The sequence below is a fragment of the Streptomyces sp. NPDC107471 genome, from assembly GCF_055582845.1.
The window spans coordinates 949206-970453 of the sequence record NZ_JBVJPC010000002.1 but is presented as its reverse complement, the minus strand read 5'-3'; the positions used below and the strand labels follow the sequence as shown (position 1 = coordinate 970453).

23 protein-coding genes are annotated in these 21248 nt (G+C 70.7%); 11 read left to right on the top strand and 12 right to left on the bottom strand.

The window, feature by feature from the left end; all coding sequences use genetic code 11:
* The first annotated feature begins 276 nt into the window (after positions 1-276).
* Positions 277-636, top strand: coding sequence for a DUF805 domain-containing protein (locus ACZ66S_RS09385; RefSeq protein ID WP_469900818.1), 360 nt, complete (start codon positions 277-279; stop codon positions 634-636).
* A gap of 29 nt (positions 637-665) precedes the next feature.
* Here ACZ66S_RS09385 and ACZ66S_RS09380 read toward each other — a convergent pair whose 3' ends face one another.
* On the bottom strand, positions 666-851 hold the full coding sequence (locus tag ACZ66S_RS09380) for a hypothetical protein (protein WP_469900816.1): 186 nt from the start codon (positions 849-851) through the stop codon (positions 666-668).
* A 234-nt stretch (positions 852-1085) separates the two neighbouring features.
* Here ACZ66S_RS09380 and ACZ66S_RS09375 point away from each other — a divergent pair, with 234 nt between their 5' ends.
* Entirely contained in the window at positions 1086-1988 is a 903-nt protein-coding gene (locus ACZ66S_RS09375; RefSeq protein ID WP_469900912.1) for an SAM-dependent methyltransferase, read from the top strand.
* A 113-nt stretch (positions 1989-2101) separates the two neighbouring features.
* Positions 2102-3316 carry an aminotransferase-like domain-containing protein gene (locus ACZ66S_RS09370; protein WP_469900815.1) on the top strand — a complete coding sequence of 405 codons (1215 nt, stop codon included), beginning with the start codon at positions 2102-2104 and terminating at the stop codon, positions 3314-3316.
* On the opposite strand, the gene ACZ66S_RS09365 is transcribed toward ACZ66S_RS09370, so the two are convergent.
* From ACZ66S_RS09365 to argS, 5 genes are all read right to left on the bottom strand, one after another.
* Positions 3313-3816: a hypothetical protein gene (locus ACZ66S_RS09365; RefSeq protein ID WP_469900813.1), complete on the bottom strand. Its 504-nt coding sequence runs from the start codon at positions 3814-3816 to the stop codon at positions 3313-3315. The two genes, ACZ66S_RS09370 and ACZ66S_RS09365, sit on opposite strands and share 4 nt — an antisense overlap.
* Positions 3813-5060, bottom strand: coding sequence for a putative T7SS-secreted protein (locus ACZ66S_RS09360; RefSeq protein WP_469900811.1), 1248 nt, complete (start codon positions 5058-5060; stop codon positions 3813-3815). The genes ACZ66S_RS09365 and ACZ66S_RS09360 overlap by 4 nt, the downstream gene beginning before the upstream one ends.
* Positions 5060-5386, bottom strand: coding sequence for a hypothetical protein (locus ACZ66S_RS09355; protein ID WP_469900809.1), 327 nt, complete (start codon positions 5384-5386; stop codon positions 5060-5062). Before ACZ66S_RS09355 ends, ACZ66S_RS09360 begins: the two co-directional genes overlap by 1 nt.
* A gap of 124 nt (positions 5387-5510) precedes the next feature.
* Positions 5511-6335 (bottom strand): DUF4253 domain-containing protein, encoded by an 825-nt coding sequence (locus tag ACZ66S_RS09350; protein WP_469900807.1) that lies wholly within the window; start codon positions 6333-6335, stop codon positions 5511-5513.
* A 42-nt stretch (positions 6336-6377) separates the two neighbouring features.
* A complete protein-coding gene (gene argS, locus ACZ66S_RS09345) occupies positions 6378-8138 on the bottom strand; it encodes an arginine--tRNA ligase (protein WP_469900805.1) in 1761 nt (586 codons plus the stop codon).
* A gap of 127 nt (positions 8139-8265) precedes the next feature.
* Between argS and lysS the strand changes: the two genes are divergently transcribed.
* A complete protein-coding gene (gene lysS / locus ACZ66S_RS09340) occupies positions 8266-10008 on the top strand; it encodes a lysine--tRNA ligase (protein ID WP_469900803.1) in 1743 nt (580 codons plus the stop codon).
* 59 nt (positions 10009-10067) lie between these two features.
* Here the strand turns inward: lysS and ACZ66S_RS09335 are convergent, their stop codons facing one another.
* From ACZ66S_RS09335 to ACZ66S_RS09325, 3 genes are all read right to left on the bottom strand, one after another.
* On the bottom strand, positions 10068-11327 hold the full coding sequence (locus tag ACZ66S_RS09335; RefSeq protein WP_469900801.1) for a DUF2637 domain-containing protein: 1260 nt from the start codon (positions 11325-11327) through the stop codon (positions 10068-10070).
* A gap of 104 nt (positions 11328-11431) precedes the next feature.
* On the bottom strand, positions 11432-12319 hold the full coding sequence (locus ACZ66S_RS09330; protein WP_469900799.1) for a DUF3558 domain-containing protein: 888 nt from the start codon (positions 12317-12319) through the stop codon (positions 11432-11434).
* Between the two features lie 133 nt (positions 12320-12452).
* Positions 12453-13268 carry a DUF3558 domain-containing protein gene (locus ACZ66S_RS09325; protein WP_469900797.1) on the bottom strand — a complete coding sequence of 272 codons (816 nt, stop codon included), beginning with the start codon at positions 13266-13268 and terminating at the stop codon, positions 12453-12455.
* Between the two features lie 205 nt (positions 13269-13473).
* Here ACZ66S_RS09325 and ACZ66S_RS09320 point away from each other — a divergent pair, with 205 nt between their 5' ends.
* A complete protein-coding gene (locus ACZ66S_RS09320; protein WP_469900796.1) occupies positions 13474-14667 on the top strand; it encodes an RtcB family protein in 1194 nt (397 codons plus the stop codon).
* A gap of 7 nt (positions 14668-14674) precedes the next feature.
* Here the strand turns inward: ACZ66S_RS09320 and ACZ66S_RS09315 are convergent, their stop codons facing one another.
* The gene (locus ACZ66S_RS09315) at positions 14675-14800 is read right to left on the bottom strand and encodes a hypothetical protein (protein ID WP_469900794.1); all 126 of its coding nucleotides are present in this window, start codon (positions 14798-14800) and stop codon (positions 14675-14677) included.
* Positions 14797-15573: an SDR family NAD(P)-dependent oxidoreductase gene (locus tag ACZ66S_RS09310; RefSeq protein WP_469900792.1), complete on the bottom strand. Its 777-nt coding sequence runs from the start codon at positions 15571-15573 to the stop codon at positions 14797-14799. Before ACZ66S_RS09310 ends, ACZ66S_RS09315 begins: the two co-directional genes overlap by 4 nt.
* Before the next feature lie 136 nt (positions 15574-15709).
* Here ACZ66S_RS09310 and ACZ66S_RS09305 point away from each other — a divergent pair, with 136 nt between their 5' ends.
* Positions 15710-16144, top strand: coding sequence for an ester cyclase (locus ACZ66S_RS09305; protein ID WP_469900790.1), 435 nt, complete (start codon positions 15710-15712; stop codon positions 16142-16144).
* Positions 16145-16165: 21 nt separating this feature from the next.
* Here ACZ66S_RS09305 and ACZ66S_RS09300 read toward each other — a convergent pair whose 3' ends face one another.
* Entirely contained in the window at positions 16166-16501 is a 336-nt protein-coding gene (locus tag ACZ66S_RS09300) for a YnfA family protein (protein WP_469900788.1), read from the bottom strand.
* Between the two features lie 130 nt (positions 16502-16631).
* Between ACZ66S_RS09300 and ACZ66S_RS09295 the strand changes: the two genes are divergently transcribed.
* The 5 genes from ACZ66S_RS09295 to ACZ66S_RS09275 all read left to right on the top strand — a co-directional run bounded on the left by ACZ66S_RS09295 (position 16632) and on the right by ACZ66S_RS09275 (position 21125).
* Positions 16632-17090: a hypothetical protein gene (locus ACZ66S_RS09295; protein ID WP_469900786.1), complete on the top strand. Its 459-nt coding sequence runs from the start codon at positions 16632-16634 to the stop codon at positions 17088-17090.
* A gap of 125 nt (positions 17091-17215) precedes the next feature.
* On the top strand, positions 17216-18307 hold the full coding sequence (locus ACZ66S_RS09290) for an LLM class flavin-dependent oxidoreductase (protein ID WP_469900784.1): 1092 nt from the start codon (positions 17216-17218) through the stop codon (positions 18305-18307).
* Positions 18304-18909, top strand: a complete 606-nt coding sequence (locus ACZ66S_RS09285) for an FMN reductase (RefSeq protein WP_469900782.1) — start codon at positions 18304-18306, stop codon at positions 18907-18909. Before ACZ66S_RS09290 ends, ACZ66S_RS09285 begins: the two co-directional genes overlap by 4 nt.
* A gap of 74 nt (positions 18910-18983) precedes the next feature.
* Complete coding sequence (locus tag ACZ66S_RS09280; RefSeq protein WP_469900780.1) at positions 18984-19709, top strand: response regulator transcription factor; 726 nt, start codon at positions 18984-18986, stop codon at positions 19707-19709.
* Positions 19710-21125: a sensor histidine kinase gene (locus ACZ66S_RS09275; protein ID WP_469900778.1), complete on the top strand. Its 1416-nt coding sequence runs from the start codon at positions 19710-19712 to the stop codon at positions 21123-21125.
* The last annotated feature ends 123 nt before the right edge of the window (positions 21126-21248 follow it).

Sequence of the window (21248 nt, the reverse complement as noted above, 5' to 3'; positions counted from 1 at the left end):
GCGTGTCACGGCAACGGTTCGAGCTCGGTCCGGACACGGGCGGAGCTCGTTCCGGCCAACGTCCGACAACGGCCGCTGATCGCCTCGGTGATCTTCGGGTGGTCTGTCCGGAATCCGCTTTCACGGGTGGTGGATTTGTCGGAGTCTGACAGGTGCGCGACTTGATGAACCGCTTACATCCGTCGAATTGACGAGTTCTCGACATCCTTCATATCTTCTGCGCCTGGCCTGATCCATTCGGAATGGTCCGAACGCCGATCCCTGGGGGACACCACCATGAACTACTTCCTCGATGTGCTGAAGAAGTACGCCGTGTTCAGCGGCCGCGCGCGCCGCAAGGAATACTGGATGTACACCCTGTTCGTCGCGATCATCTACATCGTGCTGGCCGTCCTCGGTGTCGTGGCCAAGCAGGCGTGGATCCCGATCGTCTTCTACGTCGCCGTCCTGCTCCCCAGCCTCGCCGTCCTCGTGCGCCGCCTGCACGACACCGGCCGCAGCGGCTGGTGGGTCCTGTTCGGTCTGGTCCCGCTGGTCGGTGGCATCACCCTCCTCGTCTTCACCTGCCTCGACGGTGAGCCGGGCGAGAACAAGTACGGCGCCAACCCGAAGGGTTTCGCCCCCGCGCACGTGTGATGCCGTAGTCCTGCTGTGAGGCCGCCCGGTCAGTCCCGGGCGGCCTTCTGGTTTTCCACGGCGGTGACGCCGGCCGCCCGGTCGGCGGCCGGCCCCTCGTCGCGTACGCCCTGGCCGTCCTTGCAGCCCGTCAGCGCGGTGAGGGCGAGAAGGGCGAGGAGGACGAGGAGGGCGGTCCTGGTGCGGCCACGGGGGGTGGGGGGTCGGGTGGGCATGGGATCAGGCTGCGGGGGAGCGGGGGCATTCGCCAGCCCTGGCGGGGGATTCGGGACGGCCTCGTACCGGAAACCGCGCTGACCTGCGCGGACGTGCTTTCCCACGTCCCCCGCGCGGGACGCGGGACGGAGCATCCCGCGTACCGGGCACCATCAAGTCGCCCCAGGAGTTAGGTTCTTGACCATCGCGGTGGTTGTCCGTCGAAGGACCGACACATGCACAGGGGAGACGCCATGTCCGGTGACGCGCTGAGCCAGGACCCGGCCGAGCTGGCCAGAAGGATCGACACCACCAGGGCGCATCCGGCCCGGGTCTACGACGTCTTCCTCGGCGGCAAGGACAACTACCCCGCCGACCGCGAGGCGGCCGCCGCCGCGCTCGCCGCCAACCCCCGCGGCTACCTCGACGTACGCCACAACCGTGACTTCATGCGCCGGGCCGTCCTCCGGCTGACCGAGCGGTACGGGATCCGGCAGTTCCTCGACATCGGCACCGGCCTGCCCACCGCGGAGAACGTCCACCAGATCGCCCAGCGGATCCGGCCCGACGCGCGGGTCGTCTACGTCGACAACGACCCGGTGGTGCTGGCGCACGCCCGCGCGCTGCTCACGAGCGGACCCGAGGGACGCACGGACTACATCGACGCCGACTTCAAGAGCCCCGCGCAGATCCTCGAACAGGCCGCGAAGACCCTGGACTTCGACCGGCCGATCGCGCTGTGCCTGGTCGCGATCCTGCACTTCGTCGAGGACGACGAGGCCTATCCGATCGTGCGGGACCTCGTGGCGGCGCTGCCCGCGGGGAGCCGGATCGTGCTCAGCCACCTGACCGACGAGATTCACCCCGAGCCCGCCCGGGCGGTCCAACGGACCTACACCGAGCGCGGGTTCACCTTCGTGTTCCGTTCCAAGGCGCAGGTGGAGCGCTTCTTCACCGAGGTGCCGGGGCTCACCCTGGACGAGCCCGGCGTGGTGCCCGCCCATCTGTGGCATCCCGGGCCCGCGCCCGCGCCGCCCGCCATCGACGGGGAGGACTTCGACTCCCTCGACGACATCGAGAAGATCCGCTACCGCGACATCAACGACGTCACGGACGACGACATCAACGTCTACGGGGCCACCGGCACCAAGGCGTGAGCGGGTGCGCGGCGTCCGTATCGCGGAAAGGTCCTTGTAGGCGGCACTCAGTTCCTTAGGCTGCGCTGCACCAGTCGTCGCAGACAGCAGACAGCACTCGAAGGAGCCGTGCCATGACGGTGCCCACGTTCGCCTCCGTGCCGCCGCTCGCCGCCCGGGCCCGGTTGGTCGGCGGGTCGCCGGTGCGGGACATCCTCGCCGTCACCGCCCGCCCCGAGGTCATCAACTTCGCGGGCGGCCTGCCGGCGCCCGAACTGTTCGACGCCGAGGGGATCGCGGCGGCCTACCGGACGGTGCTCGGCGAGATGCCCGAGCGGGCGCTCCAGTACTCGACCACCGAGGGTGAGCCCGTGCTGCGGGCCGCCCTGGCGGAGCGGATGTCGGCGCGCGGACTCACCACCGACGCCGACGACGTCCTCGTCACCACCGGCTCGCAGCAGGCCCTGTCGCTGCTCGCCACCGCGCTGATCGAGCCCGGGGACACGGTCCTCGTCGAGAGCCCCTGCTACCTGGCCGCCCTCCAGGCCTTCCGGTTCGCGGGCGCCCGGGTAGTGGCCGTGCCGGGGGACGACGAGGGGCCCGACCCCGCGGCGCTGGAGGAGCTCGTCCTGCGGGAGCGGCCCCAACTGCTCTACACCGTGCCCACCTTCCAGAACCCGACCGGACGGACCATGTCCGCGGACCGCCGGGCCGCCGTCGCGTCCGTGGCCGCGCGGTGCGGGCTGTGGATCGTCGAGGACGACCCGTACGGCGAACTCCGCTTCGAGGGCGGGCGGGTGCCGTGGATCGCCGCCCACGAGGAGGCCCGCGACCGGACCGTGCTGCTCGGCTCCTTCTCCAAGGTCATGGCCCCCGGACTGCGGCTGGGCTGGCTGCGCGCTCCCGGCGAGCTGCGGCGGGCCTGCACGGTCGCCAAGCAGGCCGCCGACCTGCACACCCCGACCGTCAACCAGCTCGCCGCGGCCCGCTACCTGGCCGACCGGGACCTCGACGCGCATGTGGGGCGCGTCGCGGGCGTCTACGGCGAGCGCCGGGACGCCATGCTGGCGGGGCTCGGCGAGGCCCTGCCCCCGGGCTCGACCTGGACACGTCCCGAGGGCGGCATGTTCCTCTGGGCGAGCCTTCCGTCGTCGTACGACACCACCGCGCTGCTGCCGCAGGTCGTGGCCCGGGACGTGGCCTACGTCCCGGGGGCGCCCTTCTACGCCGGTGCGCCCGATCGCTCGACCCTGCGGCTCTGCTTCGTGACGCAGACGCCGGAGGAGATCGGGGAGGGGCTGCGCAGGCTGGGCGCGGGACTGCGGGGCGGCCCGGCCGGGGTGCGCTAGCCGAAGGGCGTGACGGACGGGGAGGTCCAGAAGGTCACGGTCGGACCGTAGGAGCCGTCCTCCTCGTCGCTCACCTCGACGGTGATCTCCAGGGCGGGGTACCGGGCGGACAGGACGCCCTGCCAGCATTCGCCCAGTGCCAGGGCGAGTTGGGGCAGCTCCTCGCCGAGCTGGTCGTCGTCCGTCAGGGGGGTGTTGACGAACGTGTCCCACAACTTGACCTGGTTGGTGACCGCTTCGACACGTTCCCTGTCGTCACCCAGCTTGGTGAACCAGTCGTCGACGTTCCCCTGACCGAACCGCTCCTTGAGGAACACACCGTCGCGGTACTCGACCGTCTCGGGGCAGAACAGCCAGGCCGCGGCCAGCACGAACCGCAGGCCGCCCTCGAAGTCGAGGAAGTTGGCCGGGGTGAGTTCCTCGTTCTTCCAGTCGGTACGCCACCGGGTGAGGAACGCCGGCAGCCTCCGGTCGGACCACGACGGCTTGCTGCTGGTCACGGGATCTCCCAGGGGAACGCGGCGCGTACTTCGTTCGACGGGCGCACGAAGACCTGACCGGTTTTCGGGTTGGTGTTGCGCTCGTACTCTACGACGTGCGGGGTGTCCACCCCGCCGTGCGGACGGCCCTCCAGGTCCACCCGCTTCACCGCACGGCCTTCGGAGTCGTACGTCGTGTAGTTGGTGACTTTCCCGGTCTGCGGGTCCGTCTTGTAGAGGGTGCCGTCCTTGGGGCCGTTCTCCACCGGCAGGTTGTTTCCCGCCCGTCCGCCGGTGCCCTTGTACTGCTGACCGTTCTTGATCAGATCGGAGGCCGGCTGCTGGGAGGAGCCGCCGGTGCCGGAGCCCTCGCTGTTCATCCGCAGGGGCTCGACCCGCGAGTCGCTCGTGGCGTGCTGGGCGAGGTCCACGGCTCCGGCACCCGCCAGACCGACGCCCGCGGTGATCCCGGCGGCGGACACGACGTTGAGGGGCACGCCGGCCACGGCACCGACCCCGGTGGCGTCCAGGGCGACGCCGAGACCCTCCCCGCCGGCGCTGACGCCGGCCAGGAGCATGCCGCCGAGCATCGCCGCGCTGTCGCCGGGGTGCTGGATCATGGCGTTGCCGAAGGAGGCGAGGTCGTTGACGACGGTCTTTCCGCCGTCCACCAGCCCGTCCCCCACGTCACCGAGGAAGTCGCCGACCTTGGACCAGAACCCCGGGCGCTCCGGGGCGGACTCGGTGGCCTTGCGCACCAGCGCGGCCGCGGTGTGCCCGGCGCTTTGTACGTTGCCGCGAGCGGTGTCGAGGGTCGCACGGGCGGCGGCACGGTCCGCCTCACCGGGATCGGCGAAGGGGATCTCGGTGCTGTCCCCTCGGCCGCGCGCCTCGCTGACCTGGCGGTCATGGGCGTTCCTGGCGTTCGTGGTGGCCGTCTCGCCGCGCGCGTACTGCGCTATGGCCTCGGCCGCGCGCTGCTGGGCCGCGCGCAGGGTGTGCAGGTAGTCGTACAGGGCGTTCGCGGCGGTGTGGAACTCGTTGCCCGCCTCGGTCCAGCGGGCGGGCTGGCCGTGGAAACGGTCCCGGAAGGCGTCGCCGGCGGGACCCCGCCAGCCGTCCTCGGTGTCGATCTTCGCCAGTCCCTCGCCGGCCTCGACGAGGACATCGCCGTACGCGAGCAGGGACTGTGCGGTCGTGGTCAGGGAGTCCGGTGAGCCGGGGACCAGCGCACGGGGATCCGACGTCTCGCCGAGCTGAGCCATCAGGACGCCCCCGGGTCCGTTCCGGACGAGGACCGGAGCACGCCCTCCGCGGAGAGCTGGATGTGCTCCTCGGCCGCCTCGTAGTTGGTGACGCAGCGGTTCAGCCGGTCCGAGACCTCGGCGCCGTCGGAGGCCAGGTGCGAGACGCCGATGTTCCACCGGTCGGTGAAGTCGACGATCGCGGACGCCAGTTCGTCGTGTCCGAAGTCGCCCTCGGGGACGTCGATGTCACTCACCTTCTTGGTGGCCATCGCGTCCAGCGTGGTGCTGATCCCGGAGGCGGCCTTGCGCAGCGCGCCGAGGTCCACGGAAAAGCCGTCCGCCATGCCGAGCGCCCTCCCCCTGTTAAGGACCGCAAACGAGAAGGGAGTTTAGTGGCGGATCCGGTCAGCCGAAGTGAGCCGGCGGGACTTGAAAGGGAATTTGCTCATGGGAGAGCTCTGGTTTGCCCTAGTCCCACCAGAAGGACCAGACGCGTCGGCCAAGCACCGCGTGTTCGGCGTACTCGGACAGGGTCTCGTGGTGCCCCTGGGTGATGTTGTCCGGGCAGAACGCGAAGTGCTCCGCGGCGACCGCCTCGGCCTCCTGGATCGTCGTGGGCGGGGCGGCGACGGACACGGTCAACCGGTCGAAGCCGAGCGCTATGACGCGTATGCCGAAGCGGTCCTCCCAGCCGCGGAGGACCGCACAGACACGGGCCGTGTCGCCCTCGTAGTTCATCGGGCCCGTCCAGCCGATCGCCGCCGGGATGTCCGCGCTGCGGCGGGCCGGGACCAGGGCGAGACGGGGCTCCTTGAACCACGACCCCTCGTCGAGGAGCGCGTCGGCGGTCTCGGCGGCACGGACGTCCGGGTCGGCCGGGAGGGACTCGGGGGCCGGGGCGAGGCCGGGCCACGCCTCGGAGTACGGGGCGATCGTCGCGTCGAGGTCGTCCGGTTCCTCGATCGCGTACTCCCAGTACTCCGAGAGGAGCTCCTCGGGGTCGTGGTCCCCGGGGTACGACATCTCCCCGGGCAGCAACTCCCACTCCTGCGGCCCGCCTTGGGCGCCGCCGACCTCTATCAGGACGGGCAGCAGCCCGGCCCGCGCCGCCTGAGCGCCCAGCGCGGTCCAGGCCCCGGCCGACGCCGCGTACTCGGCGTGCCACAGCAACGGCTCGTGCCAGGGCCCTTCGTCGGTCGTGTCGATCAGCCTCCCCAGCGGGAGGCCGAGACCGAGCGAACGACCGCTCGGGTCGGCCGCGAGGGTGGGCAGCGGGTTGGGAAGAGTCGCCATGGCAGTGACTGTAGGGGCCGCCACTGACAACGGCCCCCGCGGTCACAGCTTCTCGGGCGTCCTGATGCCGAGCAGGGCCATGCCCTGGTGGAGGGTGCGGGCGGTCAGGTCGCACAGGAAGAGGCGGTTCTCCACCTGCGCCTGCGAGTCGGCCTTCAGGACCGGGCACTTGTCGTAGAACGACGTGTACAGGGACGCCAGTTGGTAGAGGTACGCGGCCAGCTTGTGCGGGGCGTACTCCGCCGCCGCCTCGAAGACCGTGCTGCCGAACGAGTCCAGGTGCAGGCCCAACGCCCGCTCCGCGTCCGCCAGTTCGAGCTCCGGGTGAGCTGCGGGACGTACCTCTCCCGCCTTGCGCAGGATCGACTGGATACGGGCGTACGCGTACTGGAGGTACACGGACGTGTCGCCGTTCAGCGAGACCATCTGGTCCAGGTCGAACTTGTAGTCCCGGTTGGGGGACGTGGACAGGTCGGCGTACTTCACCGCGCCGATGCCCACCTGGGCCGCCCGCTCCTGGATCTCGTCCTCGGTGAGGTCCTGCGCCTTCTCCCGTACCACCTCGGCGGCCCGCTGCACCGCCTCGTCCAGCAGGTCCTCCAGCTTGACGGTCTCGCCCTCACGGGTCTTGAACGGCTTGCCGTCCGCGCCCAGCACGGTGCCGTAGCCCATGTTGTGCGCGGTGACCTCGTCGGTCAGCCAGCCGGCGCGGCGGGCCGCCTCGAAGACCATCTTGAAGTGCAGGGACTGGCGGACGTCGACGACGTACAGGAGGGAGGTCGCGTGCAGGTCGGTGACGCGGTTCCTGATCGCCGTCAGGTCGGAGGCCGCGTACCCGAAGCCGCCGTCCGCCTTCTGCACGATCAGCGGCACCGGCTGGTCGTCCTTGCCGCGGATCTCGTCGAAGAAGACCACCAGCGCGCCCTCGGAGCGGACCGCGACGCCCATCTCCTCCAGGAGGCGGGCGGTCTCGGGCATGCCCTCGTTGTACGCCGACTCGCCGACGATCTCGTCGTCGCGGATCTCCATGTCCAGCTTCTCGAAGACCGAGTAGAAGTAGACCTTCGACTCGTCCACGAACTGCTGCCAGAGGTCGAGGGTCTCCTTGTCGCCGGACTGCAGGGCGACGACCCGCTTGCGCGCCCGCTCCTTGAACTCCTCGTCGGAGTCGAAGACCACGCGCGACGCCTTGTACACCCGGTTCAGGTTCGACATGGCCTGCTCGCCGTCGACCTCCGACGCCGGGGCCAGCTCGCCGGGGTGCTCCATCAGGTACTGGATGAGCATGCCGAACTGCGTGCCCCAGTCGCCGATGTGGTGCCGGCCGATCGTCTTCTCACCGGTGAAGTCGAGCATCGCGCGCAGCGCGTCGCCGATCACCGCGGACCGCAGATGGCCGACGTGCATCTCCTTCGCCACGTTCGGCTGGGCGTAGTCGACGACCGTGATGCCGGGGTCGGCGGCGAGCGGCACGCCCAGGCGGTCCGTCTCGTCGGCGTACCGGGCGGCCAGGTTCTCGGTGATCGCCCGGTCGGTGAGCGTGATGTTCAGGAAGCCGGGGCCCGAGACCTCGATGTCCTTCAGCAGGTCGCCCGACTCGACCTGGGCGACCACCTGGGTCGCGAGGTCCCGCGGGTTGGCCTTCGCCTTCTTCGCGAGCGCCAGGATGCCGTTCGCCTGGAAGTCGGCCCGGTCGCTTCGTCGCAGCAGCGGGTCCGTGGAGTCGGCGTCCGGCAGAGCGGCCGAGAGGGCCGCCGCGAGACGCTGCTGGACGGAGTCGCTGAGGGACGTGACCGAGGCCATAAGGAGGGGTGCCGTTCTCCTGGTGAGGATCGATGGACACCGCCAGTATCCCATGGGGGGTAAAGCGGTTTTTCCGGCCGCACCCGGGTCTGTGACAATGGAGCGTCACCCGTTCAGAAAGAAGGACGTGCCGATCGTGGCTCAGAGCACCGAGACCACCGACTGGGTCTCCCGTTTCGCGGATGAGGTCATCGAGGAGTCGGAGCGTCGGGCCCCGGGCAAACCGGTCGTCGTCGCGTCCGGGCTGTCCCCCTCGGGACCGATCCACCTCGGGAACCTGCGCGAGGTCATGACCCCGCACCTCGTCGCCGACGAGATCCGGCGCCGCGGCCACCAGGTCCGGCACCTCATCTCCTGGGACGACTACGACCGCTACCGCAAGGTGCCCAAGGGCATCGCCGGGGTCGACGAGGAGACCTGGGCCGAGCACATCGGCAAGCCACTGACCTCCGTGCCCGCCCCCAAGGGGTCCGCGTACCCGAACTGGGCCGAGCACTTCAAGGCCGCCATGGTCGACGCGCTCGGCGAGCTCGGCGTCGAGTTCGACGGCATCAGCCAGACCGCGCAGTACACCTCCGGTGTCTACCGCGAGCAGATCCTGCACGCCATGGCCCACCGCGGGGACATCGACGCGATCCTCGACCAGTACCGGACCAAGAAGGCCCCGGCCAAGAAGCAGCAGAAGCCCCTCGACGAGGCCGAGGTCGAGGCCGCCGAGGGCTCCGGCGCGGCCGCCGAGGACGACGGGTCCTCCGGATCCGCCGGGTACTTCCCGTACAAGCCCTACTGCGGTAACTGCGAGAAGGACCTCACCACCGTCACCTCCTACGACGACGCCACCACCGAGCTGTCGTACACCTGCAACGCCTGCGGGTTCGCCGAGACCGTCCGGCTCAACGAGTTCAACCGCGGCAAGCTCGTCTGGAAGGTCGACTGGCCGATGCGCTGGGCCTACGAAGGCGTCGTCTTCGAGCCCAGCGGGGTCGACCACTCCTCTCCCGGCTCCTCCTTCCAGGTCGGCGGGCAGATCGTCGGGATCTTCGGCGGCAAGCAGCCCATCGGGCCCATGTACGCCTTCGTCGGCATCTCCGGGATGGCGAAGATGTCGTCGTCGCGGGGCGGGGTGCCCACACCGGGCGACGCGCTGAAGATCATGGAGCCGCAGCTCCTGCGCTGGCTCTACGCCCGCCGCAGGCCCAACCAGTCCTTCAAGATCGCCTTCGACCAGGAGATCCAGCGGCTCTACGACGAGTGGGACAAGCTGGACGCCAAGGTCGCCGACGGCACCGCGCTGCCGGCCGACGTCGCCGCGCACTCCCGCGCGGTGCGCACCGCCGGCGGGGAGCTGCCCCGCACGGCACGCGTGCTGCCGTACCGGACGCTCGCCTCCGTCGCCGACATCACCGCCGGGCACGAGGACCAGGCGCTGCGGATCCTCAGCGAGCTGGACCCCGACAACCCGCTGACGGCCCTGGACGAGGCCCGGCCCCGGTTCGACAAGGCCGAGGCCTGGATCAACACCCAGGTGCCCGCCGACCAGCGGACCATCGTGCGCGACGAGCCCGACGCCGAACTGCTGAAGTCCCTCGACGAGGCCTCCCAGCAGTCCCTGCGCCTGCTGCTCGACGGGCTCGCCGCGCACTGGTCGCTCGACGGGCTCACCCACCTCGTGTACGGCGTGCCCAAGGTGCAGGCCGGGTTCTCCGCGGACGCCACGCCCAAGGAACTGCCCGCCGAGATCAAGACCGCCCAGCGGACGTTCTTCGCCCTGCTGTACCGGCTCCTGGTCTCCCGCGACACCGGGCCCCGGCTGCCCACACTGCTGCTGGCCGTCGGACAGGAGCGGGTCCGGGCACTGCTCGGGGAGTGACAGGCGGTACGGAAGAGGGGCCCTCCGGTGCGGAGGGCCCCTTCTCATGTCCGGACGGCTCAGGCGATGTGGTCTTCCTGGAGCTCCGCCGTGTGGCGGTTGGTGAAGCGGTTGACCATGCGCTCGGCCTCGCGCTGCGGGAGCACGACGCCGTACGTCGCCTCCACGTCACCCCTGAGCTGGCCGGGGGAGGGGTAACTGCCGTCTATCGACTTCTTGAAGACCTGGTAGAAGTCCTCCTCCGTCGGCTCCGGGGACCCGCCGCCCTCGCCGAGCTCCCGGGTGCGGCCCGTGGTCACCGGGATGGGAAAGCTGCCCGTCTCCTCCATCGAGGGCTCCCGGGGCGGCTCCTCGTACTGGATCTGCTGGAGCTCGTACTGCTCGGCCTCCAACTGCTCCTCGTACCAGCGGTTGTACTGCTCCGCGGGGTCGTAGTCGGGGTTGTAGCCGCCCTGGTACTCGACCTGCTTGGGGGTCTCGAACCACGGGCTCTGGTCGGGCTCGGGCTCGGGTTCCGGCTCGGGCCGGGGGGCGGCCTGCTGCGGGACGGGAGCCGCCACGGCGGGACGACTGTCCGCTGCCACGGCACGGGAGCCCGCGGGGAGTTCGGCGTGCTCGGGAGCCGGCGGCAGCAGGACCGGCTCGATGCCCGCCGCCGCCAGGCCCGCCGGAGCCGTCTCCGCCAGCGGAACCCCGTACCGCGCCAGCCGCAGCGGCATCAGGGACTCCACCGGGGCCTTGCGCCGCCAGGCCCGGCCGAAGCGGGAGTGCAGACGGGCACGGTAGACGAGCCGCTCCTGCTCCAGCTTGATGACCTGCTCGTAGGAGCGCAGTTCCCACAGCTTCATCCGGCGCCACAGCAGGAAGGTCGGGACGGGGGACAGCAGCCAGCGGGTGAGGCGGACCCCCTCCATGTGCTTGTCCGCCGTGATGTCCGCGATCCGGCCGATCGCGTGCCGGGCCGCCTCCACCGCCACCACGAACAGCACCGGGATCACCGCGTGCATGCCCACACCCAGCGGGTCCGGCCAGGCCGCCGCGCCGTTGAAGGCGATCGTGGCGGCCGTCAGCAGCCACGCCGTCTGCCGCAGCAGCGGGAACGGGATGCGGATCCACGTCAGGAGCAGGTCCAGGGCCAGCAGGACACAGATGCCCGCGTCGATGCCGATCGGGAACACATAGCTGAAGTTCCCGAAGCCCTTCTGGATGGCGAGTTCACGGACGGCCGCGTACGACCCCGCGAAGCCGATGCCGGCGATGATCACGGCGCCGAACACGACCACGCCGATGAGCACGCGGTGCATTCGAGTCAACTGCATGGGCGCGGACACCCGTACTCCCCTCCCGGTACGTCTTGTTGCGCGCAACAGAGTGGCACATGTGTGCTGCGCACGGATGGCCGGTACGGGCCGTCAGACCTTCTTCAGCCCGACTTCGCAGCCGACTTGGACGGAGATGCCGACTTCGTGGCCGACTTCGACGCCGACGGGGACGCGGACTTCGACGGGGCCTTCGAACCCGACGCGGACTTCGAGGGGGCCGGGTTCGCCGCGCCCTCGCCGTTCGCCGCCGCCACCGCGGTCACCGCCTCCTTGGCCGCACGCTCCGCGAGCTTCGCCAGGGTGTCCGCGCTCGGCGCCTTGTCACCGGCCAGCCCGGCGCCGTTGTAGTCGACCGTCACGACGACGTTCTCCACGCGCGTGACGACCGTCTGCTGCTTGAAGGCGCCTTCCTTCTTCTTCAGGTCGTACCGCACCAGCGTCGCCGCGTCACCCGTCCCGGACACCGCCTGCGACTTGGCGTTCTTCGCACCCGCCACCGACTGCGCGTCCTGGATCTGCTGCGCGTAGTACTTCTGCGCCTGCGCCTCGCCCGTACCGCGCGAGGTGTCCGACTCGAACCGCAGCAACGAGACGTTCAGCCAGCGGAACTGGGAGCCCTTCACCCCGTTGTTGTCGAGGCTGCTCCAGGAGCAACTGCCGCGCGTACCCGCCTCCGACGTGCCCTTCTTGCCGGCCTTCGGGGCCTCCGGGACCAGCGACTTCAAGGTCTTCGACGACAGCACCCCGCACGACTCGGGAAGCGACTTGTACGCCGCCGCCTGCACCGTGGGCGCCGCGCTCGCGGAGGCCGACACCGTCGCACCGGCGCCTGCGGCCTTGTCGCCACCGCTGCCGGAGCCGGAGTCGCCGGAGTCGGAGGAGCAGCCGGCGGCGATCAGCATCACCGGGACTGCGGCCGCGCAGACAAGGACGCGGTGAAGACGCTTCGCCCGCTGAACACCCTGGTCACGCTCTGCTCGTCGCTGCATGGTTCCTTCACTCATGACGCTTGTGGTTCCTGCCGTCGGATCGGGTCCGAGGGGCCACGGTACGCGGTGAGGATGCCGTGCGGTCCAGCTTCGAACGCTTTGTGCGCGCGGGTGAGGGGGGTGTGCAGCGCGCTCAGCCGGACAGCGACCCGGCGAGCTGAGAGGCCAGTTTCCGGGCGTTGTCCTGCATTTCCTTGCTGTCCGGGGTGACGCCGATCGTCGTCGGCTGCTCCTCGTACTCGATGGTCACGATCACGTTGGACGTGCGGAACGCCACAGTCACCTTGCGCTGCTGGGCCGTCGAACCCGAGCCGCCCAACACGTCGTCCAGGAACGCCTCGTCGCCCAGATCGTCCAGGAGGCGGGGCTGGAGGTCCGACGGGGTCGCGGAGGCCGAACCGCTCGGACTCGCGGAACCGCTCGGGGTCGCCGTGGGGGAACCCGTGGGACTGGCGGTGCCGCTCTCCGCCACGTCCGAGGTCGCGCTCGCCGTCGCCGCCGCCGGCAGATCGGCCTTCTCCTCGGCCTGCGCGAAGAGCTGCTGCGCCTGGGTGTCGTCGCTGACCGCGTTGTCGTACGACACCACCCGCTCGAAGTCGACCGACAGGTACTCGGTGGCGTCCGTGGCCTCCACCTTCCAACGGCAGCCGACCTTGCGGTCCGTGTCGTAGGTGAGCGTGGCCGCGCCCTCGTAGGCCTTGGTGCGCTGGCCCGTGTCGGTGATCTGCTGGATGCCGGGCAGCAGCGCGTCGAGGGTGCTCTGGCCGACCACACCGCAGGGCTCGGGAAGGGTGCGGTACTTGCCCGGCTGGGCGGCGGGGGAGGCGGTGCCCGCGTCACCGGGGTTCGCGTCGTCCGTCGTGCCGTCGCCGCCGGAGCTGCCGGTGCAGCCGGCCAGCAGCGCCGCGAGGAGGGCGGCGACGCCGGGTACGTAGGCCTTCCGCTGCACGGTGGGGCTCCTCTCGGAATGTCTCCGGCTCGTGGGGATCCCAGTGTCCCCGCAGGTTATTCGCTTGCCGCACGGGGGCGTCCCCGGCAGACAATGTGTATCGCACGCACTGCCGTGAACGCCGGTCCGTCATCCCTTACGTCGACCTTGGCGCCGGTTTTGCATAATGGGACTTCTGTTTGCTTTCCGGGGGAATGAGGACGATATGTCGTACGTGGAGATGCCGGGCGCCAAGGTCCCGATCCGTATGTGGACCGACCCGGCGACCGTCGAGGACGTGGCTCTCCAGCAGTTGCGCAACGTCGCGACCCTGCCGTGGATCAAGGGCCTCGCCGTGATGCCGGACGTGCACTACGGCAAGGGTGCGACGGTCGGCTCGGTCATCGCGATGCAGGGCGCGGTGTGTCCGGCGGCGGTGGGTGTGGACATCGGCTGCGGGATGTCGGCGGTGCGGACGTCCCTGACGGCGAACGACCTGCCCGGAGACCTCTCCCGCCTGCGGTCGAAGATCGAACAGGCGATTCCGGTGGGCCGGGGCATGCACGACAGCCCCGTCGAGCCGGGCCGCTTCCACGGCCTGGCGACCGCCGGGTGGGACGAGTTCTGGGGGCGGTTCGACGGGGTTGCCGAGGCGGTGAAGTTCCGTCATGAACGCGCCGGAAAGCAGATGGGGACACTCGGGTCGGGGAATCACTTCGTAGAGGTTTGCGTAGATACGTCCGGTTCGGTGTGGCTCATGCTGCACTCCGGTTCCCGGAACATCGGGAAGGAACTCGCCGAGTTCCACATCGGCGTGGCCCAGAAGCTCCCGCACAACCAGGGGCTGGTCGACCGGGACCTGGCCGTCTTCATCGCGCAGACCCCGCAGATGGAGGCGTACCGCAACGACCTGTTCTGGGCGCAGGAGTACGCCAAGCACAACCGCACGATCATGATGGCGCTCCTCAAGGACGTGGTCCGCAAGGAGTTCAAGAAGGCGAAGCCGACCTTCGAGCCGGAGATCAGCGCGCACCACAACTACGTGGCCGAGGAGCGCTACGACGGGATGGACCTGCTCGTGACCCGCAAGGGCGCGATCCGGGCCGGTTCCGGCGAGTACGGCATCATCCCGGGATCCATGGGGACGGGGTCGTACATCGTGAAGGGTCTCGGCAACGAGAAGGCCTTCAACTCGGCCTCGCACGGCGCCGGTCGGCGCATGAGCCGCAACGCGGCCAAGCGGCGGTTCTCCACCAGGGACCTGGAGGAGCAGACGCGGGGCGTGGAGTGCCGCAAGGACTCCGGCGTGGTGGACGAGATCCCGGGTGCCTACAAGTCGATCGACCAGGTCATCGACCAGCAGCGGGACCTGGTGGAGGTCGTGGCGAAGCTGAAGCAGGTCGTGTGCGTGAAGGGTTGAGCCACGCTCACCCGGGAGCGTGCATCACCGCGTAGATCATGACGAACGCCACGATGTGGATGCCGAAGAGGAAGTAGGCGAGCCACCACCACATGTGGCGTTCGTCGTGCGGGTCCTTCCGGTCCTGGGTCACAGGTCCCGGTGCACCTTCGTGTTGGAGGCCTGGGCGCGGGGGCGCAGGACCAGGAGGTCGACGTTGACGTGGCTGGGGCGGGTGACCGCCCAGGTGACGGTCTCGGCGACGTCGTCGGCGGTGAGGGGTTCGGCGACGCCCTGGTAGACCTTCTCCGCCTTCTCCTGGTCGCCGCCGAAGCGGGTCAGGGCGAACTCGTCGGTCTTGACCATGCCGGGGGCGATCTCGATCACGCGGACCGGCTTCCCCACGATCTCCAGGCGGAGGGTCTCCGCCAGCACGTGTTCGCCGTGCTTCGCGGCCACGTAGCCCCCGCCGCCCTCGTACGTGCCGTGGCCTGCCGTCGAGGAGATCACCACGATCGTGCCGTCGCCGCTCGCCTCCAGCTTGGGAAGCAGGGCCTGGGTGACGTTCAGGGTGCCGATGACGTTGGTCTCGTACATCGTGCGCCAGTCGGCGGGGTCGCCGGTGGCGACGGGGTCGGCGCCGAGGGCTCCGCCGGCGTTGTTGACGAGGACGCCGACCGTCCTGAAGGCCGTGGCGAACTCGTCGACGGCCGCGCGGTCCGTCACGTCCAACTGGTAGGCCGTCGCCTGGTGGTCGGCCGCGTTGATCTCCTCCGCGAGCGCCTCGATGCGGTCCTTGCGGCGGGCGGTCAGGACGACGCGGTAGCCGGCCGCGGCGAGCTGCCGTGCCGTCGCCGCGCCGATTCCGCTGCTCGCCCCGGTGACGATCGCGATCCGGGACGCGGGGGACGGGGCGGCGGATGCCATGAGCTGCTCCTCGGGCGGGGCGTGGGTACGGGCTCCCGCCAGGATAGGTCGGCCGCGGTGCGGGTCTCCGGGGGGTCCGGATGGCGGGCCGGTGGGAAAATGGGGTGGGTGGTCCTCTGGCACACGGAGGTGGACCATGGGAGAAGCGCGTGAGGTCATGGACCGGCTCACCGACGCGGTCACGCACCCGGATCTGAAGGCCGTCGCCGAGCTGTACGCGGAGGACGCGGTCGCCGTCACCCCCGACGAGGGCGAGATCCACGGGCGGGACGACATCGTCGCGTACTGGCGGCAGATGACGGAGGCGGTGCCGGACGGCAGGTTCGAGACGAAGCACGCCTACGAGACCGGGGACACGGCCATCGACGAGGGCGTCTTCAGCGGCCGCAACACCGGGCCGATCCAGCTCCCCACCGGGGAGACGTTGCCGCCGACGCAGAAGGAGATCAGGATCCGCGGGGTCGACATCGCCACCGTGCGGGACGGCCGGATCGTGGACTACCGGCTCTACTTCGACGAGATGGAGTTCCTGGGGCAGCTCGGGCTGCTGCCCGAGGACGGGACGTCCTGAGCGACGTCCCGGGGACGGCCGTCAGTCGCCCCGCGGGGCGTACATGATCACCGCCATGCCCGCGAGGCAGACCAGCGCGCCCGCGATGTCCCAGCGGTCGGGGCGGTAGCCGTCGGCCGCCATGCCCCACAGGATCGAGCCGGCCACGAAGATGCCGCCGTACGCGGCGAGGATGCGGCCGAAGTGGGCGTCCGGCTGGAAGGTGGCGACAAAGCCGTAGGCGCCCAGGGCGAGGACGCCGCCCGCGGTCCACATCCAGCCGCGGTGCTCCCGTACGCCCTGCCAGACCAGCCAGGCGCCGCCGATCTCGAAGAGGGCGGCCACGACGAAGAGGGCGGCGGAGCGGGCTACGAGCATGTGGGCCAGCTTCGCACGCCCGTGTGCCGGGGCCCGCGTCACCTGATGGAGGGCGCCTGCCGTTCGCCGTACGTGGGATACATCCCTGCGACCGCGGCGGTTCGGGCGGCTGGAGCGAGGAGTGGGTGGCATGCGGGTGCTTGCGGTGTGGGGTGCGGTGCTGGTGGCGCTGGTGGGCGGGGGTACCGCGGCCGCCGTCGGCGGACCCGAGGCGGATCTGGCGTACCACGGGGCCGCGGCGATGTCGGGCGGGCGGGTGGACGTGCGGTTCACCCCGCGCAATCACGGTCCTTCCGCGGTGCCGGACGCGACCGTACGGCTGCGGTGGTCCGAGCCGCTCGTGAACGAGCAGGTGTTGCCGCAGGGGTGTGCGCGGTCGGACGAGCGGGTCGTGCTGTGCGGGGTGGGGGCGCTGGCCGCGGACGGGGTGGGGGAGCGGGTGGAGATGCGGGTGCGCCTGCGGGGGGCGCCCTCGGAGGTGCTGCTGGAGATCGACACGGTGTGGAACGGCGGGACGGTGGACCGCAACCGGGAGAACGACCGGCAGCGGGTGCTGGTGCTGGACAGCGGGGACGAGTACTACTTCTGACGCGCGCGGGGGCACCCCGGTCACCCGTCGCCGGGTGCCCCCGGTGGGAATAGGTGGGGGCGGGGTCTCGTTCTCCGGGTACGCGGTTATAGTTGAACCGTCAACAACCTGGAGGGTGAGCGACCATGCAGTTCGGGATCTTCAGCGTCGGCGATGTCACGCCGGACCCGACGACCGGCCGTACGCCGACCGAGCGTGAGCGGATCAAGGCCATGGTCGCGATCGCGCTGAAGGCGGAGGAGGTCGGGCTGGACGTCTTCGCGACCGGCGAGCACCACAACCCGCCGTTCGTGCCGTCGTCCCCGACGACCATGCTCGGCTACATCGCGGCGCAGACGGAGAAGCTCATCCTCTCCACGTCGACGACGCTGATCACCACGAACGACCCGGTGAAGATCGCCGAGGACTTCGCGATGCTCCAGCACCTCGCCGACGGGCGGGTGGACCTGATGATGGGCCGCGGCAACACCGGCCCGGTCTACCCCTGGTTCGGCAAGGACATCCGCGAGGGCATCAACCTCGCCGTCGAGAACTACGCGCTGCTGCGCCGGCTGTGGCGCGAGGACGTCGTGAACTGGGAGGGCAAGTTCCGCACCCCGCTCCAGGGCTTCACCTCGACGCCCCGCCCGCTGGACGGGGTCGCCCCGTTCGTGTGGCACGGCTCCATCCGCTCCCCGGAGATAGCCGAGCAGGCCGCCTACTACGGTGACGGGTTCTTCCACAACAACATCTTCTGGCCGGCCGACCACACCAAGCGCATGGTCGAGCTGTACCGGGCCCGGTACGCCCACTACGGGCACGGCACGCCCGAGCAGGCGATCGTCGGCCTCGGCGGCCAGGTGTTCATGCGCCGCAACTCGCAGGACGCGGTGAAGGAGTTCCGGCCCTACTTCGACGTCGCGCCGGTGTACGGGCACGGGCCGTCCCTGGAGGACTTCACCGAGCAGACCCCGCTGACCGTCGGCTCCCCGGAGCAGGTCATCGAGAAGACGCTGAAGTTCCGCGAGTACGCCGGTGACTACCAGCGCCAGCTCTTCCTCCTGGACCACGCCGGACTGCCCCTGAAGACCGTCCTGGAGCAGATAGACCTGCTCGGCGAGGAGGTCGTGCCGGTGCTGCGCAAGGAGTTCGCCGTCGGCCGCCCGGCCGACGTGCCGGAGGCTCCCACCCACGCGTCCCTGCTGGCCGCGGAACGGAACAAGGAGGTCGTCGCATGAAGCTCGTCGTCGTCTCCGCGGGACTGAGCGTCCCGTCGTCCACCCGGCTGCTGGGCGACCGGCTGGCCGCCGCCGTGGAGCGGACGGCCGCGGTGGACCTCCAGGTCGTGGAGTTGCGGGAACTGGCCGTGGAGATCGCGCAGAACTTCACCAACGGCTTCCCGGGACGGGCCCTGGCCGCCGCGCAGGAGGCGGTGGCCGCGGCCGACGGACTGATCGTCGTCACGCCGGTGTTCTCGGCGTCGTACAGCGGACTGTTCAAGTCGTTCTTCGACGTGCTCGAGCCGGACGCGCTGGAGGGCAAGCCGGTGCTGATCGCGGCGACCGGCGGCACGGCCCGGCACTCGCTGGTGCTGGAGCACGCGCTGCGGCCGCTGTTCGCCTACCTGAAGGCCGTCGTGGTGCCGACCGGCGTGTACGCCGCCTCGGAGGACTGGGGCGCCGAGGGGCTGGACGGACGCGTCGAACGCGCGGCGGGACAACTGGCCGCGCTGATGGCCGGACTGTCGGCCGGGCGCGCGCCGCACGCCACCGCGGCCGACACGTTCTCGGCGGTGGTGCCCTTCGAGGAGCAGCTCGCCGCGTTGCGCCCCACGGGGTGAGAGGCCAGTAAGAAGGGCACGCGGTGAGCAGCTCATCACGTCGTACGACTCGGCGGGCACGGCACACTGAGGGTGTGCCCCAAAATGTGCTGCTCGCCGAAGACGACCGTGCCATCCGTCACGCCCTGGAGCGCGCCCTGATCCTGGAGGGCTACCAGGTCACCGCGGTCGCCGACGGGGTCGAGGCGCTGGCGCAGGCCCACCGGACGCCGCCGGACGTGCTCGTCCTCGACGTGATGATGCCCGGGATCGACGGGCTCCAGGTCTGCCGAGTGCTGCGCGCCGAGGGCGACCGCACGCCGATCCTCATGCTGACGGCGCTCGTGGAGACCCAGGACCGGATCGCCGGCCTGGACGCGGGCGCCGACGACTACGTGGTCAAGCCCTTCGACGTCGAGGAGGTCTTCGCCCGGCTGCGGGCCCTGCTGCGGCGGACCAGCCCCGACGGGATGGCCCCGGTCGGCGCCGCACCCCGGCCCGTCGCGCCGGAGCTGCCCGGGGGGCGGATCGAGGCGGCCGGGCTGCGGATGGACATCCAGGCGCGGCGGGCCTGGCGGGGCGCGCGCGAGCTGGAGCTGACCCGCACCGAGTTCGAGCTGCTGGAGCTGCTCGTGCGGAACGCGGGCATCGTGCTGGACCACTCGACCATCTACGACCGCATCTGGGGCTACGACTTCGGGCCCGGCTCCAAGAACCTCGCCGTCTACGTCGGCTACCTGCGCCGCAAGCTCGACGAGCCCGGCGCGCCGCAGCTCATCCACACGGTGCGTGGGGTGGGTTACGTGCTCCGGGAGGACTGAGTGGGGCGGCTGGCCCGGCTGTGGGCCCGGCCGCGGCCCCGGCTGCTGTCCCTGCGGACCACGTTCGTGGTGTCCTTCGCCGCGGTGACGGCCGTGGTGACCGTGCTCGTCGGGGTGCTGTCCTACAGTGCCGCCGCCCGGCTGGTGCGGGTCGACCAGGAGTCCGTGTTCGACCAGGTCGTGCAGGATCTGCGGGACGAGGTGAGCCAGCACCGGATGGCGCCGGATGACTTCTCGTCCTCGGCGCCGGGCCATGACCTGGTGCGGCCCGCCCGTACGGACGTGCAGGTGCTGGGGCCCACCGGGGCGGTCGCCGACCCCGGGCGGCCCGGGCTGCCGGTGGTGGCCGGGGACCGGCGGATCGCGGCCGCGGACACGGCCGGGCGGATGGTCCTGCACAAGGAGGTCTCGGTCGGCAGTGACGTGTACCGGATCGCCACCGTCTCGCTGGGGGACGGGCGGGGCGCGGTGCAGGTGGCCCAGGAGTTCAGTGACACCGAGGACCTGCTGCGGGCGCTCCAGCAGCGGACGTTCCTGCTCATGGCGGCGGTCGTGGTGGGTGCCGGGCTCTTCGGGTGGTGGCTGGCCCGGCGGATCACCCGGCGGCTGGTGATCCTCACGTCGGCCGCGGAGGACGTGGCGCGGACCCGGCGGCTCGGGATCGAGGTGCCGGTCACCGGTTACGACGAGGTGGGGCGGCTGGGCCGGGCCTTCGACCGGATGCTGGGGCGGCTCGCGCAGTCGGAGGAGGACCAGCGGCGGCTGGTGCAGGACGCGGGGCACGAGCTGCGGACGCCGCTCACGTCGTTGCGCACGAACATCTCGCTGCTGCGGCGGATCGACGAGCTGCCGCCCGCCACGCGCGAGGACCTGGTCGCCGATCTCACGCAGGAGGCACGGGAGTTGACCGACCTGGTCAACGAACTGGTCGACCTCGCGGCGGGGCAGTCGGACAACGAGCCGCCGCAGCGGGTGGATCTCGCCGATGTCGCCGAGGACGTGGCGGGGCTGGCCCGGCGGCGGACCGGACGCCAGGTTCTGGTGCACGCGAGCGGGTCGACGGTGACGGACGGGCGGCCGGGGATGCTCCAGCGGGCCCTGTCGAACCTGGTCGAGAACGCGGCGAAGTTCGACCGGGACGGTACCGGTCCGATCGAGATCTCGGTGTCGGGGTTCACGCCGTCCGGGCCCGTGCGGGTGGAGGTGCTGGACCGGGGCCCCGGGATCGCGAACGCCGATCTCGTGCGGGTCTTCGACCGGTTCTACCGGGCGGCGGACGCCCGCTCGCTGCCGGGGTCGGGGCTGGGCCTGTCAATCGTGCGCGAAGTGGCGCTGTCGCACGGGGGAGCGCCGTTCGCGTATCCGCGGGACGGGGGCGGGACGGTGATCGGGTTCACGGTGGGGGGTGGGGGGTAGGGGGGTGGCTTTCGGGTTCGGCTTCGGGTGCGGATTCGGTGGGGGCTGGTGTTTTTCGCGCAGTTCCCCGCGCCCCTGGGGTGGGGGCTGGCGTCGTCTTGCGCAGTTCCCCGCGCCCCTGGG

What these genes read in the sequence shown, in the direction of transcription:
- ACZ66S_RS09285 (WP_469900782.1), top strand. Translation starts at nt 18,304, where the DNA reads ATGAAGCTCGTCGTCGTCTCCGCGGGACTGAGCGTCCCGTCGTCCACC.
- ACZ66S_RS09330 (WP_469900799.1), bottom strand. Translation starts at nt 12,319, where the DNA reads ATGCAGCGACGAGCAGAGCGTGACCAGGGTGTTCAGCGGGCGAAGCGT.
- ACZ66S_RS09300 (WP_469900788.1), bottom strand. Translation starts at nt 16,501, where the DNA reads ATGCTCGTAGCCCGCTCCGCCGCCCTCTTCGTCGTGGCCGCCCTCTTC.
- ACZ66S_RS09355 (WP_469900809.1), bottom strand. Translation starts at nt 5,386, where the DNA reads ATGGCGGACGGCTTTTCCGTGGACCTCGGCGCGCTGCGCAAGGCCGCC.
- ACZ66S_RS09295 (WP_469900786.1), top strand. Translation starts at nt 16,632, where the DNA reads ATGCGGGTGCTTGCGGTGTGGGGTGCGGTGCTGGTGGCGCTGGTGGGC.
- ACZ66S_RS09320 (WP_469900796.1), top strand. Translation starts at nt 13,474, where the DNA reads ATGTCGTACGTGGAGATGCCGGGCGCCAAGGTCCCGATCCGTATGTGG.
- ACZ66S_RS09310 (WP_469900792.1), bottom strand. Translation starts at nt 15,573, where the DNA reads ATGGCATCCGCCGCCCCGTCCCCCGCGTCCCGGATCGCGATCGTCACC.
- ACZ66S_RS09305 (WP_469900790.1), top strand. Translation starts at nt 15,710, where the DNA reads ATGGGAGAAGCGCGTGAGGTCATGGACCGGCTCACCGACGCGGTCACG.
- ACZ66S_RS09385 (WP_469900818.1), top strand. Translation starts at nt 277, where the DNA reads ATGAACTACTTCCTCGATGTGCTGAAGAAGTACGCCGTGTTCAGCGGC.
- ACZ66S_RS09290 (WP_469900784.1), top strand. Translation starts at nt 17,216, where the DNA reads ATGCAGTTCGGGATCTTCAGCGTCGGCGATGTCACGCCGGACCCGACG.
- ACZ66S_RS09350 (WP_469900807.1), bottom strand. Translation starts at nt 6,335, where the DNA reads ATGGCGACTCTTCCCAACCCGCTGCCCACCCTCGCGGCCGACCCGAGC.
- argS (WP_469900805.1), bottom strand. Translation starts at nt 8,138, where the DNA reads ATGGCCTCGGTCACGTCCCTCAGCGACTCCGTCCAGCAGCGTCTCGCG.
- ACZ66S_RS09360 (WP_469900811.1), bottom strand. Translation starts at nt 5,060, where the DNA reads ATGGCTCAGCTCGGCGAGACGTCGGATCCCCGTGCGCTGGTCCCCGGC.
- ACZ66S_RS09335 (WP_469900801.1), bottom strand. Translation starts at nt 11,327, where the DNA reads ATGCAGTTGACTCGAATGCACCGCGTGCTCATCGGCGTGGTCGTGTTC.
- ACZ66S_RS09380 (WP_469900816.1), bottom strand. Translation starts at nt 851, where the DNA reads ATGCCCACCCGACCCCCCACCCCCCGTGGCCGCACCAGGACCGCCCTC.
- ACZ66S_RS09370 (WP_469900815.1), top strand. Translation starts at nt 2,102, where the DNA reads ATGACGGTGCCCACGTTCGCCTCCGTGCCGCCGCTCGCCGCCCGGGCC.
- ACZ66S_RS09375 (WP_469900912.1), top strand. Translation starts at nt 1,086, where the DNA reads ATGTCCGGTGACGCGCTGAGCCAGGACCCGGCCGAGCTGGCCAGAAGG.